The following is a 14,828-nucleotide window of genomic DNA, read 5'->3' on the forward strand; positions in this document are numbered from 1 at the left end:
TGGCTTACGGGTTTGCACCAGCCACCTTGCGCGCGCCGAACCGTGCCAGCACCCGGTCGAAGGCACGACCAACGGGGGTGGGGTTCATCTTGGCATCGACAAGATTGATCCGCGGGGTGCGGCCCTTCCACGGATAGGGGTTGGCGGCAAACCAGGCGTGGCGCTCGACGTAAGGCAGGGCTTCCATCATCGCGATGGCCTCGGTGGCGAAACGGGCATTCTGTTCATAGGTCACGGCGCCGGGGCGGGACCAGTTGATCATGGCAAACTCGGTCACCCAGATCGGGCGTTTGTATTCACGATGCACAGCCTGCAGCCATTTGCGGAAGGCGCGCACGTCACCATTGGTGGAATAGTAATGCACCGCCATGAAATCGACCCGCAGCCCGCGCTTGTCCGCCTCGGTCATGAACCGACGCTGCCATGACCCCTTTCCCAGCGTTTGACCCTGAGTGGTGGCCGGGCTGCCAAGGCGCAATCCGCGCTTTTCCAGTTTGGGCCACAGGCGAATGGCTTCCTGCACCGACATGCCGGCCTGGTGCTTGCCGTTTTTCTGGTCCGGCTCGTTGAAACCCAGCAGGGCCTTGACCCGGCGACTCGAGGTGATGCGCTTATTCACGTCTTTTGCGGAATGGATCATCGGCACGAATTCAACGGTGCGCGCCGTGCCGCCCTTGTGCCAGATATGGTCGGTGCGCCAGTTGTAGTACCAGCTAAGACCGGCACGGTCCTCGATCCAGTCAAGCGTCGTGCGGTTGCCGTTTTCCCACGCACCAACACCGACCTTTTGAGCCAAGGCAGGCATGGCCGTCATCATGAATCCGATCAAGAACGCGAATGTCCGAAGCATATGTCCCTCGTACTTTTCGGGTAGACTAGATTCCGCGGGTGACGGGAATTGGGTCCCGCAAAGGCAGAATTGTGACGTTACGCTTGCGCTATGATGTAGTTGTTGATGATTAATACGCCTTTAACGAGTATTTGGCCTTGCCGCTATGCCAATCCGCTGCGTGGCGTTGTCGCAGGTGCCGGATCGTGACGGATGCACCGGTTTGCAAGCCCCCTTGCGCGATGCGCGTCTTGGGTCTATACGCGCCCGGTGGCCGCTCGGCCCGATTCAAAAACCAAGAAACGCCGCGTTTGGCCCTTTACGCTTCATGGGTCAATTCCGGCAAAGGAGAAGCGACATGAAATTGCATGAACTGCGCGACAACGACGGCGCAACCAAATCCCGCAAACGTATCGGCCGCGGCCCGGGTTCGGGCAAAGGTAAAACCGGTGGCCGGGGTATCAAGGGTCAGAAATCCCGTTCGGGTGTGGCCATTGCCGGCTACGAAGGCGGCCAGATGCCGCTCTACCAACGGCTGCCCAAGCGCGGCTTCAACAAGCCGAACCGCAAGAAATTTGCCGTAATCAACCTTGGCCTGATCCAGAAATTCGTCGACGACAAGAAACTGGACGCCAAGAAAGCCATCACCGAAGACGTGCTGGTCGAAAGCGGCCTTGTACGCCGCAAACTGGACGGTGTGCGCGTTCTAGCCAAGGGCGACGTTAGCGCCAAGCTGAACCTCGAAGTGACCGGTGCGTCGAAGGCTGCTGTCGAAGCGGTCGAGAAAGCAGGCGGCTCGCTTACGATCACGGCTGCGAAAGCTGCCGAATAAGAGGTTGTCCCCGGGCCACCGGGGCCTTACATAACCTCAAGTTTCCAATTTGCGCCGCCGGGCTGGGAAACCGCCCTGGCGGCGCTCGCATGAAAGAGCACCTAGAATGGTATCTGCCGCAGAGCAAATGGCCGCCAACACAAGCTGGGCGGCGCTTGGGAAAGCCACCGACCTTCGCAATCGCATCCTGTTCACGCTTGGACTGCTGATCGTCTATCGCCTTGGCACCTTTATTCCGGTGCCCGGGATCGACGGCATTGCCCTGCGCGAGTTCATGGAAGGCGCGGCAGCCGGCATTGGTGGCATTCTGTCGATGTTCACCGGCGGTGCGCTTTCGCGGATGGGTATCTTTGCCCTGGGCATCATGCCCTACATCTCGGCCTCGATCATCGTACAGCTTCTGACTTCGATGGTTCCCTCGCTTGAGCAACTCAAGAAAGAGGGCGAGCAGGGCCGCAAGAAGATCAACCAATACACCCGTTACGGCACGGTTTTCCTCGCCACGCTGCAATCCTACGGCCTTGCCGTCAGCCTTGAGGCGGGCGAGTTGGCCACCGACCCGGGCATGTTTTTCCGCGCCTCGACCATGATCACCCTTGTGGGCGGCACCATGTTCCTGATGTGGCTGGGTGAACAGATCACCAATCGCGGCATCGGCAACGGCATCTCGCTCATTATCTTCGTCGGCATCATCGCCGAGGTTCCCGCCGCCTTGGCGCAATTCTTCAGCCAGGGCCGCTCGGGTGCGATCAGCCCTGCCGTGATCATCGGTGTGATGGTGATGGTGGTTGTGACAATTGCCTTCGTGGTCTTCATGGAACGGGCGCTCAGGAAGATCCATATCCAGTATCCGCGCCGCCAACAGGGTATGAAAGTATACGAGGGTGGCTCGTCTCACCTGCCGGTCAAGGTCAACCCGTCGGGCGTGATCCCGGCGATCTTTGCCAGCTCGCTTCTGTTGTTGCCGGTAACGATCAGCACGTTCTCAGGCAATCAGACCGGTCCAGTGATGTCGACAATCCTGGCCTATTTCGGCCCGGGTCAGCCGCTCTACCTGCTGTTCTTCGTGGCGATGATCGTGTTTTTCGCCTACTTCTACACCTTCAACGTCAGCTTCAAACCCGATGACGTGGCCGATAATCTGAAGAACCAGAATGGTTTTGTTCCTGGCATCCGCCCGGGCAAGAAGACCGCCGAATACCTGGAATACGTGGTCAACCGCGTGCTGGTTCTGGGCTCGGCCTATCTGGCGCTGGTCTGCCTGCTACCCGAGATCCTGCGCAGTCAGCTGGCGATCCCGTTTTACTTCGGGGGCACCTCGGTGCTGATTGTTGTGTCGGTGGTGATGGATACCATCCAGCAGGTGCAAAGCCACCTTCTGGCGCATCAATATGAAGGTCTGATCGAGAAATCGCAGCTTTCCGGCAAAGGCCGCCGTCGCAAACGCAGAGGACCCACTCGCAAATGAATATCATCCTTCTCGGACCGCCCGGCGCAGGCAAAGGCACCCAGGCACGTAACCTGGTCGACACCCGCGACATGATCCAGCTCTCGACCGGCGACATGCTGCGCGAGGCCAAGGACAGCGGCACCGAGATGGGCAAGATCGTTGCCGACGTCATGGCGCGCGGTGAACTTGTGACCGACGAGATCGTGATCGGGCTGATCCGCGAGAAGCTTGAAGGCGACAAACAGGGCGGCTTCATCTTCGATGGCTTCCCGCGCACCCTGGCTCAGGCCGACGCGCTGGCAACCCTGCTGGCGGAATGTGGTGAAAGCCTTGATGCCGTGGTCGAGATGCAGGTCGATGACGATGCGCTGGTCGACAGGATCACCGGCCGTTACACCTGCGGCAATTGTGGCGAGGTCTATCACAAGACCACCAAGCCCGAAGCGGTTGACGGCACTTGTGACAAGTGCGGTGCCCAGGACATGAAGCACCGCGCCGACGACAACGAAGAGTCGCTGCGCACCCGGCTGATGGAATACTACAAGAAGACCTCGCCACTGATCGGCTATTACTATGCCAAGGGTCAGCTGAAATCGGTCGATGGTCTGGGCGAGATTGCCGAAGTGCAATCGGCCATCGCCGGCGCGCTGGACGGGTGATCCGGGCGGCGCGCATCGCGGCAGCCGCGGCACTGGTTTCGGCCGCCGCAACGCAATCCTTTGCCGGCAACATGCTCTACATGTCCGATCCCGGCCTCTGTGACGCCGGCGATGGCGTGACGGAGTTGATGGACACGACCTTCCTGTCCGAGCGCAGTGTCGGGAACCACTATTTCGAGTGTACCTGGAAGAAGGACCTCGGCAGGCTGCTCAAGCGCCGGTCGCCGGTGGAAATGAAGGTCTCCTGCATGAACGACACGGAAAGCTGGACTCAGGTCATGCGTTTCAGCATGCATGACGAAACCGGCATCGACTATGACGTGAAGTATCCCAGGTATATCTCGGTCCGGCTTGATCCGCGCGGTACGCTGGCAGCGCAGTTCTATCCCTGCAGGGACTGACAGGGGCGCGGGTTCAACCTGCGCCTGTTGACCCGGTGCAGCGTTTGCACGAATCGCCAAAGAGCGTCATCATCGTCTCACGGCATCGGGGGATGCCGGTTCCGATTGTGATTGTTCCTGTAGATCTGCCCTTGATGCCCGTGCCCGGTTTCCGGTCGCAAAGCGGGGTGTTTGGGGTGTCTTCTGATCCTCCCCGCGCATCAATTGGGGGACTACACATGAAAAAAGCTGTCACTGCATCCGTATTGGCCCTGTCGCTGACCGCGGCCACTGCAACCGCTCCGTTGGCCCAAGGCCGTGAAACCAATATGAGCGAGCAACAAATCAAAAGCGCCATGGTCAGCACGCAAAGCAGCAGCCCGGCATCAGCAGCAAGCGCAAGCGGACAGGCGTCGATCAACGGTGTGCCACTGGTACTGGCGCTCGTGATCATTCTGACAATTGCTGCGTCGCGCAGCGGCCACATGTACTATTCCTACTGAGGGGAACCCCCGGATTGCGACATGAGCCTGCTGCGGAATTGCGTTACGATTCCGTAGCAATACGAGACCAGATTCCGGGCACTTCACGGTGGCCATTCCCGGTATTTGCGGGCATGGTCTAGTTGGTACTTGACGCCTGTTGGATTTCCCAATACCCAGCACCATCTCCTCGGAGAACTGATTCTGCCCGGGTCGCACCCGGCTTGATCTGACAACCTCGAATTCAGCTGCGGCCCGAAGCGCAAAATCGCCTCGGGCTTACGTTGTGAAAAAAGGTTCCGGCGCTACGGAACCGCAACGAAAGGAAGTCCCACGTGGCACGTATTGCTGGCGTCAACCTCCCGACGCACAAGCGCGTTCCGATCGCGCTCACTTACATCACCGGTATCGGCCATACCTCGGCCAAGGCCATCTGCGAAGCCGTGAACATCGACTCGACCCGTCGTGTGAATGAACTCAGCGACGCCGAAGCTCTGGCGCTGCGCGAGCACATCGACGCCAACTACATGGTTGAAGGTGACCTGCGCCGCGAAGTGCAGATGAACATCAAACGCCTGATGGACCTGGGCTGCTATCGCGGTCTGCGCCATCGTCGTAACCTCCCGGTTCGCGGTCAGCGGACTCACACCAACGCTCGCACCCGCAAAGGCCCCGCAAAGGCCATTGCCGGCAAGAAGAAATAAGGGAGGGCTTGATCAATGGCACGTGATACCCGTCGGACCAAGAAAAAGGTCTCCAAGAACATCGCTGCTGGCGTCGCACATGTGAACTCCAGCTTCAACAATACCAAGATCCTGATCTCGGACGTGCAGGGCAACGCGATCGCATGGTCGTCGGCCGGCACCATGGGCTTCAAGGGCTCGCGTAAATCGACCCCCTATGCCGCGCAGATGGCTGCAGAAGATGCAGGCCGCAAGGCACAGGACCACGGCGTGAAAACGCTGGAAGTCGAAGTGCAGGGCCCCGGCTCGGGCCGTGAATCGGCACTGCGCGCGCTGGCCGCCATCGGCTTCAACATCACCTCGATTCGTGATGTGACCCCGATCGCGCACAACGGCTGCCGCCCGCCGAAACGTCGCCGGGTCTGATATATTCGAGCTTTCCGGGGTTGTGCATCCGCACGGCCCCGGTCCGTCATTTTAACCTCGGGCGTCTTTGGCCTTTGGACATGGGGCAAAGACAAGAATGGAGGGACGCATGATCCACAAGAATTGGCAGGAACTGATCAAACCCACAGCGCTTGACGTCAAGCCGGGCAATGACCCGACCCGTCAGGCCACCATCGTCGCCGAACCGCTGGAACGCGGCTTTGGTCTGACGCTGGGGAACGCGCTGCGCCGGGTTCTGATGAGCTCGCTACAAGGTGCCGCGATCACGTCGGTACAAATCGACAACGTTCTGCACGAGTTCAGCTCGGTTGCCGGTGTGCGCGAAGACGTCACCGACATCGTTCTGAACCTCAAAGGTGTTTCGGTCCGCATGGAAGTCGAAGGGCCCAAGCGCCTGTCGATCAATGCCAAGGGCCCGGGTGTTGTCACCGCCGGTGACATCTCTGACAGCGCCGGAATCGAGATCCTGAACCGCGATCACGTCATCTGTCACCTTGACGATGGTGCCGATGTCTACATGGAACTGACCGTCAACACCGGCAAAGGCTATGTCGCGGCTGACAAGAACAAGCCTGAAGACGCACCGATCGGCCTGATCCCGATCGACGCGATCTATTCGCCGGTCAAGCGTGTCTCCTATGACGTGCAGCCGACTCGTGAAGGCCAGGTTCTGGACTATGACAAGCTGACCATGAAGATCGACACCGACGGGTCGATCACGCCGGATGACGCGCTGGCCTTTGCTGCCCGTATCCTGCAGGACCAGCTGTCGATCTTCGTCAACTTCGAAGAGCCCGAAGCCGCCGGCCGTCAGGAAGAAGACGATGGTCTCGAGTTCAACCCGCTTCTCCTGAAGAAAGTGGACGAGCTGGAACTGTCGGTACGTTCGGCCAACTGCCTGAAGAACGACAACATCGTCTACATCGGCGACCTGATCCAGAAAACCGAAGCCGAGATGCTCCGCACCCCGAACTTCGGTCGCAAGTCGCTGAACGAGATCAAGGAAGTGCTCTCGGGCATGGGTCTGCACCTCGGCATGGACGTCGAGGACTGGCCGCCGGACAACATCGAAGATCTGGCCAAGAAATTCGAAGACGCGTTTTAAGGTGCGTGTGAACACGCACCCTACGCCGGAAATGTAGGGTGCGTGATTTCACGCACCATCCACAATGCCCGCACTGGCGGGGACCAAACTGGGCCTGATGCCCCAAGGAGAGCCGGTGACACGCATCGCAGGCCAGACAAAGTAAAACCGCCCGTAGAGGGCATAAGGAGTAAGACACATGCGTCACGCAAAAGGCTATCGTCGCCTCAACCGGACCCACGAGCACCGCAAGGCGCTTTTCTCGAACATGGCTGGCAGCCTGATCGAGCACGAGCAGATCAAAACGACCCTGCCGAAAGCCAAAGAACTCAAGCGCGTCATGGACAAGCTGATCACGCTGGGCAAACGCGGCGATCTGCACGCCCGTCGTCAGGCCGCAAGCCAGCTCAAGGAAGACAAGGACGTCGCCAAGCTGTTCGAGGTTCTGGGCCCGCGCTATGCCGAGCGTCAAGGCGGCTACACTCGCGTTCTTAAGGCCGGCTTCCGTTACGGCGACATGGCGCCAATGGCGATCATCGAACTGGTCGACCGCGACGTTGACGCCAAAGGTGCCGCCGACAAGGCCCGCGTTGCCGCCGCAGAAGAGGCGATGGACGAAGAGTAAGCTCTTCATCCCGAAGAATTCAGTAAACCCCCGTCCGATGTGGCGGGGGTTTTGCTTTTAGGGGGCGGCAATTGGGTAAGGCCATGTGGAACAACGAGGTTCTTTGGATGAGACCGAGAAAAAGTGCCATGCTGACAGTGCGGTTCGCCACCCCGCGGATCGGCGAGCGTACGGCTTTTCCTCAATGTCAGATCAAGGCCACCGCCGGTCAAAGTAACGACTGCGAGCCATGGCCGGTTTACCTCCACTTGCATTCCCGCCTGCGGCTCCGCATATCTTGACCACGTCAAAGGGAGCCAAACATGTTCCGCAGTCTCTGCCTGATCTTCGCCCTCGCTGCCGTGCCGCTTGCAGCGGAAACCCGGGTGCCCACGTCGCAAGCCGAAATCAGCTTCGGATTTGCCCCCTTGGTCAAACAGGCCGCCCCGGCGGTGGTCAATATCTACGCAAAGCGCGTGGTCCAGGTGCAATCCAGCCCCTTCATGAACGATCCGTTCTTCCAGGACTTTTTCCAGGGCTTTAGCGGACCACCGCGGCCACAGGTGCAAAACAGCCTTGGCTCGGGAGTGATCCTGGCCGGTGACGGGCTAATGGTCACCAACTACCACGTTGTGCGCGAGGCCACTGACATCCGCGTCGTTCTCAACGATCGCCGCGAATACGACGCCCGCGTCCTTTTGGCCGACCAGGAAAGCGATCTTGCCATCCTGCAACTCGATGGTGCCAGCGATATGCCACATCTGCCTTTCCGTGACAGCGAGAGTATAGAAGTCGGCGAGCTGGTGCTGGCCATCGGCAACCCGTTTGGCGTTGGCCAGACGGTGACCAGCGGCATCATTTCCGGCCTCGCGCGCTCGGGCACCGCCTCGGGCGGCGCGCGCGGCTATTTCATTCAGACCGATGCGCCGATCAATCCGGGCAACTCTGGCGGTGCGCTGGTCGACGTCAACGGTGCGCTTGTCGGCATCAACACCCGCATCCTGACCCGCTCGGGCGGATCGAACGGGATCGGCTTTGCCATTCCGTCTTCCCTCGTACAGCGTTTCGTCGAGCAGGCCCGCGACGGCCATGACAAGTTCCAACGCCCCTGGGCGGGAATGAATGGGCAGCCGGTGGACAGCGACATTGCCGAAAGTCTCGGGCTGGCCACGCCCCAGGGCCTGGTGATCTCGGACCTGCACGAGGTCAGCCCATTCCTCGCCGCCGGGTTCCAGCCTGGCGACGTGATCGTCGCTGTCGGCGGACAGGCGGTAAACACCCCCGATGAGATGATCTTTCGCATGACCGTTGCCGGTCTGGGTAACACTGTCGCCGTGACACGCATCCGGGCGGGTGAGGCCGAAGCGGTCGCGGTCGCTTTGATGGCAGCCCCCGATGTTCCATCGCGTGATGCACAGACCACCGGCAAACGCTCGGCATTGCCGGGGATGGTGTTATGGTCGCTCAACCCCGCAGTTCTGGCTGAATTGGGTCTGCCCCTGTCAGTCGATGGTGTCGTCGTGGCCGATCCCGGCCCGGCTGGGGCGCGTGCCGGGCTTGCGCGCGGCGATGTGCTGCGCTCGATCAATGGTGAAGAGGTCCATGACAGCACCGCCGCAGTTGCGGCTCTCAGGAAAGCTTCGCGGCGCCTGACCCTCGACGTACAGCGCGGTGCGCGCCGTGTCGTGATGCGGTTCCGGCTCTAGTGTCGGATTTATTCGATAACGCCCCGCCGCCCGAAGGTGCTAAGGGTCCGCGTCCGCTTGCCGACCGTCTACGCCCGGCGGCCCTGTCCGAGGTGATCGGTCAGGAACATATCCTCGGCCCCGAGGCCCCACTGGGCGTTATGCTGGGGGCCGGGGCATTGGGATCGCTCATTCTCTGGGGGCCTCCGGGTGTCGGCAAGACCACCATCGCCCGGCTTCTGGCGGACGAGACCGACCTGCATTTCGTCCAGATCAGCGCGATCTTCACCGGCGTTCCCGAGCTTCGCAAAGTGTTCGAGGCCGCCAAGCACCGCCGCGCCAACGGGCAGGGCACGCTACTTTTCGTTGACGAAATCCATCGCTTCAACAAGGCCCAGCAGGACGGGTTCCTGCCGCATATGGAGGATGGCACCATCCTTCTTGTGGGTGCCACAACCGAGAACCCCAGCTTCGAATTGAACGCGGCCCTCCTCAGCCGCGCGCAGGTGCTGGTCCTGAACCGCCTCGACCTCGCGGCGCTGGAACGCCTGGCACAACGGGCCGAGAAAGAGTTGAACAAACCCCTGCCACTTGATGGCCACGCCCGCGAGGCGCTTTTGGAAATGGCCGATGGGGACGGCCGGGCGCTCTTGAACCTGATCGAACAGGTGATGGCGTGGAAGATTGACGGCAAACTTGACACCGAGAGCCTGTCGAAACGCCTGATGAAACGCGCCGCCAAGTATGACAAGTCCGGCGATGAGCATTACAACCTGATCTCCGCTCTGCACAAATCGGTGCGCGGCTCGGATCCGGATGCGGCGCTTTACTGGTTTGCCCGCATGCTGGAAGGCGGCGAAGACCCGCGTTTCCTGGCCCGTCGCCTGACGCGCATGGCGGTTGAGGATATCGGGCTGGCCGATCCGAACGCCCAGACCCAATGCCTGCACGCCTGGGAAACCTATGAACGGCTTGGAACGCCGGAAGGGGAATTGGCCTTGGCGCAGGCCGTGACCTACCTGGCGCTGGCGCCGAAATCGAACGCGGTCTACGTCGCCTACAAGGCGGCGCGCAAATCGGCGAAACAGACCGGCTCCGAACCGCCGCCCAAACATATCCTCAACGCGCCAACTTCGCTGATGAAGGATCACGGCTATGGTGACGGGTATGCCTATGACCACGATGCCGAGGACGGGTTCTCAGGTCAGAACTACTTCCCTGACGGGATGAAACGCCCGGTTCTCTATCAGCCGGTTGAGCGCGGCTTTGAGCGGGAATTGAAAAAGCGGCTGGATTTTTTCACGGGACTGCGCCTGAAGCGGCGGAAAGACACATAGGTCGTGCAGTTTTTCAGGGTGACTCAACATGCAGGCGGTTGAGCCGGAAATCTCCTTTGCTTAGTCTAGAGGACGTTAAGCCACTCAATTGTATGGAGACAGATCATGCGCAAAACCCTTATCGCCGCCCTTGTTGTCGCTCCGGTGCTCGCCCATGCTGGCCCCGCCGAAGATACCGTCGCTGCCCGCCAGGGCTTCTACAAACTGTTGGGCGCCAACATGGGCATCCTTGCGGCCATGGCCAAAGGCGAGCGTGACTATGAGGGCGCCGCTGCTGAAACCGCGGCCAACAACATCGTGCTGCTGACCACCTATAACTTGGGTCACCTTTATATGCCGGGCACGTCGTCGGCGGAAATCAAGGGTTCGCGCGCCAAGCCCGCGATCTGGAACGAATTCACCGAAGCTCAGAAAAAGGCTGACGCGCTTTTCGAGGCCGCAAATAAACTGACCGAGGTGGCAGGCTTCGACAAGGCCGACATGGTCGACGCATTGGAGGCCGTGGGCGGCGCCTGCAAGAGCTGCCACGACAACTATCGCGAAGACTGAGCGAAACCTGTTGGCGCAGACCCGATATGGCAGCTGAACTTCCCAACGGGGTTTCCCGGGAAAAAATCTGGGATCCGGGGCTGCGCCTGTTTCACTGGACCTTGGCCGTCTGTGTAAGCGGGGCCTGGATGTTGGGGCATTTCGGCCCCAACGTAATGACACTGCATTTCTATTTCGGTTACGCGGTTATTGTGCTGCTGGGGTTCCGCGTGATCTGGGGCCTGATTGGCCCCGGTCCGGCGCGGTTTTCCCATTTCACCTACGGCCCCGGAGCCACCGCCCGCTACATTGCGAGGCTGGGCAAACGCGCGCCCTCTTACTGGCCTGGTCACAACCCGTTGGGCGCACTTGCGGTTTTTACGCTTCTCGGGGCGCTGATGGTGCAAGTGGGCGCGGGGCTTTTCTCCGACCCGGATGATTACATCAACGTGGGCCCGCTGGCGGGCATGGTCGACCGCGAGGCCAACCGCACCGCCACATGGCTCCACAACCGCATGGCCTGGGGTATTCTGGCGTTGGTCGGGCTGCACCTGTCGGCGATCCTGTTCTACCGGTTTTTCAAACGCGAAGACCTGGTCACACCGATGATCGCCGGATGGAAGCTGGTGCGACGAGATAGGTCTGAATAGGGCGGACAGGGCGGAGCCGGAGATGGTCTGGAATGGACGTTGGCCAAACAGCCCCCGCGCGGATTCCACGGGGATAAATCGGTCGAAACTTGCGTTGGATCAGCATCCCACAGTCTGGTGATCGTGCGGCTCCCCCTTAATGTCTGTTCAAGGCCAACATACTCCGGCAACCGGAGTATGCCCTAAACCCATAAAACAAAGCCCGAAAGCACCTGCTCAGCCTTGACATTACCGCCCTTACGGTGGGAATGAGCGGCCATGCTGACAAACCTACTTCAGGTCGCCCTTGGCGGGGCCATCGGTGCTTCGGGGCGCTATCTGGTGAACATGGGCGCAATGCGCCTTATGGGGCCGGGATTCCCTTGGGGCACGCTGGCGGTCAATGTCGCCGGCAGTTTCCTGATGGGGGTGCTTGTGGTGGTGCTGGCGCACAAGGATGGCGGCGGCATGCGCTTTGCACCACTGTTGATGACCGGCATGCTGGGTGGCTTCACCACATTTTCCGCCTTTTCACTTGATGCGCTGACATTGTGGGAGCGTGGCAATACCGGACTGACGGTTTTCTATATCGTCGCATCGGTGTTCCTGTCGCTGGGAGCGATCGTTCTGGCGCTATGGCTGACCCGGGGGATCTATCAATGAGCCGCGTACAGATATTGACCGTTGCTGCAGGTGATGGTGACCAACGGCTTGACCGCTGGTTCCGCCGCCAGTTCCCCCATGTCGGCCAAGGCCGGATCGAGAAGATGTGCCGCAAGGGTGAGATTCGCGTCGACGGCGCCCGTGCCAAACCCGCCACCCGCGTCGAAGAGGGCCAGCAGGTCCGTATCCCGCCGCTGCCCGATCCGGGCGAGGCCAAAGCGATGCCGAAAACCCCGCGTGTCAGTCCGCAAGATGCCCGGATGATGCAGGACGCGATCCTGTGGCAGGACGAGCATATCATCGCCCTGAACAAACCCGCGGGCCTGCCCACGCAGGGTGGTAGCAAACAGACCCGCCATGTCGATGGGCTCTCTGAGGCGCTGCGCTTTGGCTATGACGAGAAACCGCGCCTTGTGCACCGGCTCGACAAGGACACTTCTGGCGTGCTTCTGCTGGCCCGCACCCGTGCCGTGGCCGCAGGCCTGACCGCAGCGATGCGCCACCGCGAAACCCGCAAGATCTACTGGGCCGTGGTCGCCGGCGTGCCCACGCCCTACCTTGGCGAGATCAAATACGGGCTGGTAAAGGCGTCGGGTGGCGGTAAGGGACAGGGCGAAAAGATGCTCTGCGTCCATCCCCGCGACGTGGAACACACCTATGGTGCCAAACGTGCGATCACCCAATATGCCACGCTCTACCGGGTTGCCAGCCGGGCCGCCTGGGTTGCGATGGAGCCGATTACAGGCCGCACCCACCAGCTGCGCGCCCATATGGCCGAGATCGGTCACCCGATCATCGGGGACGGTAAATATGGCGGCAGCGGGCAGGAGAATCTGGGCGACGGCTGGGGCGCCAAGCTGGGCGGGATCATTTCGAGCAAACTGCACCTGCATGCCCGCACGATGAGCTTTGAACACCCGGTGACACGCGAATTGATCACCGTTAACGCACCCCTGCCGGATCACATGGCCGAGACCTTCGAGACCCTGGGCTGGGCGCCCGACATGGCCGCCGAAGACCCGTTCGAATCGCTGACCTGACCCCCTATGAGTGACCTGGGCCTGGCAATTTTCGATGTCGACGGCACCCTGGCCGACAGCCAGGCCGAAATCGTGCTGGCGATGACCGCGGCCTTTACTAGTGAAAACTTGGCCGTGCCAGACCGCGCTGCGATCCTGTCGATTGTCGGGCTTTCGCTGGATCACGCTATGCCGGTTCTGGCCCCCAAAGCGACGGGGGCCACACGTGCAAGGCTCGTTGCGGGCTACAAGCAGGCCTATTTCGATCATCGCGCCGCCAACGGAGCTTCGCCACTATACGATGGCGCCCTTGCCGTCTTGGAACGGTTGTCCGAAGACCCTTTCCTGTTGATGGGCGTGGCCACGGGCAAGTCGAAACGCGGTCTTGATGCCTTGATCGACGCGCATGATCTGCACCGGTTTTTCGTCACCCGTCAGGTGGCTGATTTTCACCCGTCAAAACCGCATCCGGGGATGATTCGCGCGGCGCTGGCGCAAGCCGGAGTCGAGGCCCAAAATGCCGTGATGATCGGCGATACCAGTTATGATATCGACATGGCGCGCGCCGCCGGGACCCGTGCCATCGGGGTAGGGTGGGGTTACCATGAAACCCACCGGTTGAAAGCGGACCTGATCGTTTGCGACATGCCGGCATTGCCGGATGCCGTGCTGCAAACCCTGTCCCCGGAAAACGCAACTCAACCCCAGTCCAAAGGGAGAATCGTTCATGAGTGAATGGAAGGTCAAACGCTTCTGGAAGGCGGCCCGGACGGCCGCCGAAGGCGATGGTTTTGCCGTCCTTCTGGACGCGCGGCCGATCAAGACACCGGCCAAATCCGCCCTCGTGGTGCCCTCGGAGGAACTGGCGAAAGAGATTGCCGCGGAGTGGGACGCGCAGGAAGAGGCGGTAAATCCCCAGACCATGCCGTTCACCCGATCGGCCAATGCCGCCATCGACAAGGTTGCGATTCAGCATGACGAGGTTGCCGAGATGATTGCAGCCTACGGGGATAGCGATCTGTTGTGCTACCGAGCCGAGGGCCCGTCCGAGCTGGTTGCGCGCCAATCCGAGCGCTGGGATCCGGTTCTGAACTGGGCAAGAGAATCCCAAGGTATTGATTTGAAAGCAGTAAGGGGAATTGTGCACAAACCGCAGGACGCCTTACCTCTGGTCCGTATCGCGGACCGTACCCGGCAGATGAGCGCCTTTGAACTCACCGCCTTCCACGATCTGGTGATGCTGTCAGGTTCGTTTCTTCTGGGGCTCGCGGCGGTCGAATCCTATGCCGCGCCTGAGACTCTGTGGGACCTCTCGCGGCTGGACGAGAGCTGGCAAGAGGAACAGTGGGGGCCTGATGACGAGGCGACCAAGGCCGCCGAGATCAAGAAGGCGGCATTTTTGCACGCGGCACGGTTCTATGCGCTGGTCGCAGGGCAGGGGTAGAACCCTTACCCAAGGTCAACCAAATTCCGCACAACCCCCGGTTCGGTAACATTCTTTTTGCTGATGAAACGCT

General features: G+C 60.6%; 18 protein-coding genes. 17 read left to right on the forward strand and 1 reads right to left on the reverse strand.

All coding sequences use genetic code 11. The features are described 5' to 3' along the window. Positions 1-4 precede the first annotated feature (4 nt). Positions 5-850, reverse strand: coding sequence for a glycosyl hydrolase (locus RXV86_RS14475; RefSeq protein ID WP_316300955.1), 846 nt, complete (start codon positions 848-850; stop codon positions 5-7). A gap of 337 nt (positions 851-1,187) precedes the next feature. On the opposite strand from RXV86_RS14475, the gene rplO reads away from it, so the two are divergent. From rplO to RXV86_RS14560, 17 genes are all read left to right on the forward strand, one after another. Continuing rightward, positions 1,188-1,661: a 50S ribosomal protein L15 gene (gene rplO / locus RXV86_RS14480; protein WP_316300956.1), complete on the forward strand. Its 474-nt coding sequence runs from the start codon at positions 1,188-1,190 to the stop codon at positions 1,659-1,661. 106 nt (positions 1,662-1,767) lie between these two features. After that, positions 1,768-3,129 carry a preprotein translocase subunit SecY gene (secY, locus tag RXV86_RS14485; RefSeq protein WP_316300957.1) on the forward strand — a complete coding sequence of 454 codons (1,362 nt, stop codon included), beginning with the start codon at positions 1,768-1,770 and terminating at the stop codon, positions 3,127-3,129. Then, entirely contained in the window at positions 3,126-3,770 is a 645-nt protein-coding gene (locus RXV86_RS14490; protein ID WP_316300958.1) for an adenylate kinase, read from the forward strand. The genes secY and RXV86_RS14490 overlap by 4 nt, the downstream gene beginning before the upstream one ends. Continuing rightward, complete coding sequence (locus RXV86_RS14495; protein ID WP_316300959.1) at positions 3,767-4,171, forward strand: hypothetical protein; 405 nt, start codon at positions 3,767-3,769, stop codon at positions 4,169-4,171. Before RXV86_RS14490 ends, RXV86_RS14495 begins: the two co-directional genes overlap by 4 nt. A gap of 218 nt (positions 4,172-4,389) precedes the next feature. Next, positions 4,390-4,653 (forward strand): hypothetical protein, encoded by a 264-nt coding sequence (locus tag RXV86_RS14500; RefSeq protein ID WP_316300960.1) that lies wholly within the window; start codon positions 4,390-4,392, stop codon positions 4,651-4,653. 314 nt (positions 4,654-4,967) lie between these two features. Next, the gene (gene rpsM, locus RXV86_RS14505) at positions 4,968-5,336 is read left to right on the forward strand and encodes a 30S ribosomal protein S13 (RefSeq protein WP_316300961.1); all 369 of its coding nucleotides are present in this window, start codon (positions 4,968-4,970) and stop codon (positions 5,334-5,336) included. A gap of 15 nt (positions 5,337-5,351) precedes the next feature. After that, complete coding sequence (rpsK, locus tag RXV86_RS14510; protein WP_316300962.1) at positions 5,352-5,741, forward strand: 30S ribosomal protein S11; 390 nt, start codon at positions 5,352-5,354, stop codon at positions 5,739-5,741. 109 nt (positions 5,742-5,850) lie between these two features. Continuing rightward, on the forward strand, positions 5,851-6,867 hold the full coding sequence (locus RXV86_RS14515) for a DNA-directed RNA polymerase subunit alpha (protein WP_316300963.1): 1,017 nt from the start codon (positions 5,851-5,853) through the stop codon (positions 6,865-6,867). Between the two features lie 178 nt (positions 6,868-7,045). Beyond that, positions 7,046-7,471, forward strand: coding sequence for a 50S ribosomal protein L17 (gene rplQ, locus RXV86_RS14520; protein ID WP_316300964.1), 426 nt, complete (start codon positions 7,046-7,048; stop codon positions 7,469-7,471). A 302-nt stretch (positions 7,472-7,773) separates the two neighbouring features. Further along, positions 7,774-9,156: a trypsin-like peptidase domain-containing protein gene (locus tag RXV86_RS14525; RefSeq protein ID WP_316300965.1), complete on the forward strand. Its 1,383-nt coding sequence runs from the start codon at positions 7,774-7,776 to the stop codon at positions 9,154-9,156. Next, entirely contained in the window at positions 9,156-10,472 is a 1,317-nt protein-coding gene (locus RXV86_RS14530) for a replication-associated recombination protein A (protein ID WP_316300966.1), read from the forward strand. Before RXV86_RS14525 ends, RXV86_RS14530 begins: the two co-directional genes overlap by 1 nt. A gap of 105 nt (positions 10,473-10,577) precedes the next feature. Next, entirely contained in the window at positions 10,578-11,021 is a 444-nt protein-coding gene (locus RXV86_RS14535) for a cytochrome c (RefSeq protein ID WP_316300967.1), read from the forward strand. Between the two features lie 26 nt (positions 11,022-11,047). Next, complete coding sequence (locus tag RXV86_RS14540; protein WP_316300968.1) at positions 11,048-11,650, forward strand: cytochrome b/b6 domain-containing protein; 603 nt, start codon at positions 11,048-11,050, stop codon at positions 11,648-11,650. A 258-nt stretch (positions 11,651-11,908) separates the two neighbouring features. Then, on the forward strand, positions 11,909-12,292 hold the full coding sequence (gene crcB, locus RXV86_RS14545) for a fluoride efflux transporter CrcB (protein WP_316300969.1): 384 nt from the start codon (positions 11,909-11,911) through the stop codon (positions 12,290-12,292). Next, on the forward strand, positions 12,289-13,332 hold the full coding sequence (locus RXV86_RS14550) for an RluA family pseudouridine synthase (protein ID WP_316300970.1): 1,044 nt from the start codon (positions 12,289-12,291) through the stop codon (positions 13,330-13,332). The genes crcB and RXV86_RS14550 overlap by 4 nt, the downstream gene beginning before the upstream one ends. Before the next feature lie 6 nt (positions 13,333-13,338). Next, on the forward strand, positions 13,339-14,046 hold the full coding sequence (locus tag RXV86_RS14555; RefSeq protein ID WP_316300971.1) for an HAD-IA family hydrolase: 708 nt from the start codon (positions 13,339-13,341) through the stop codon (positions 14,044-14,046). Then, positions 14,039-14,755 carry an ATP12 family protein gene (locus RXV86_RS14560; protein ID WP_316300972.1) on the forward strand — a complete coding sequence of 239 codons (717 nt, stop codon included), beginning with the start codon at positions 14,039-14,041 and terminating at the stop codon, positions 14,753-14,755. The genes RXV86_RS14555 and RXV86_RS14560 overlap by 8 nt, the downstream gene beginning before the upstream one ends. The last annotated feature ends 73 nt before the right edge of the window (positions 14,756-14,828 follow it).

The sequence above is a fragment of the Aliisedimentitalea sp. MJ-SS2 genome (assembly GCF_032586155.1).
Lineage (GTDB): Bacteria > Pseudomonadota > Alphaproteobacteria > Rhodobacterales > Rhodobacteraceae > JAWHTC01.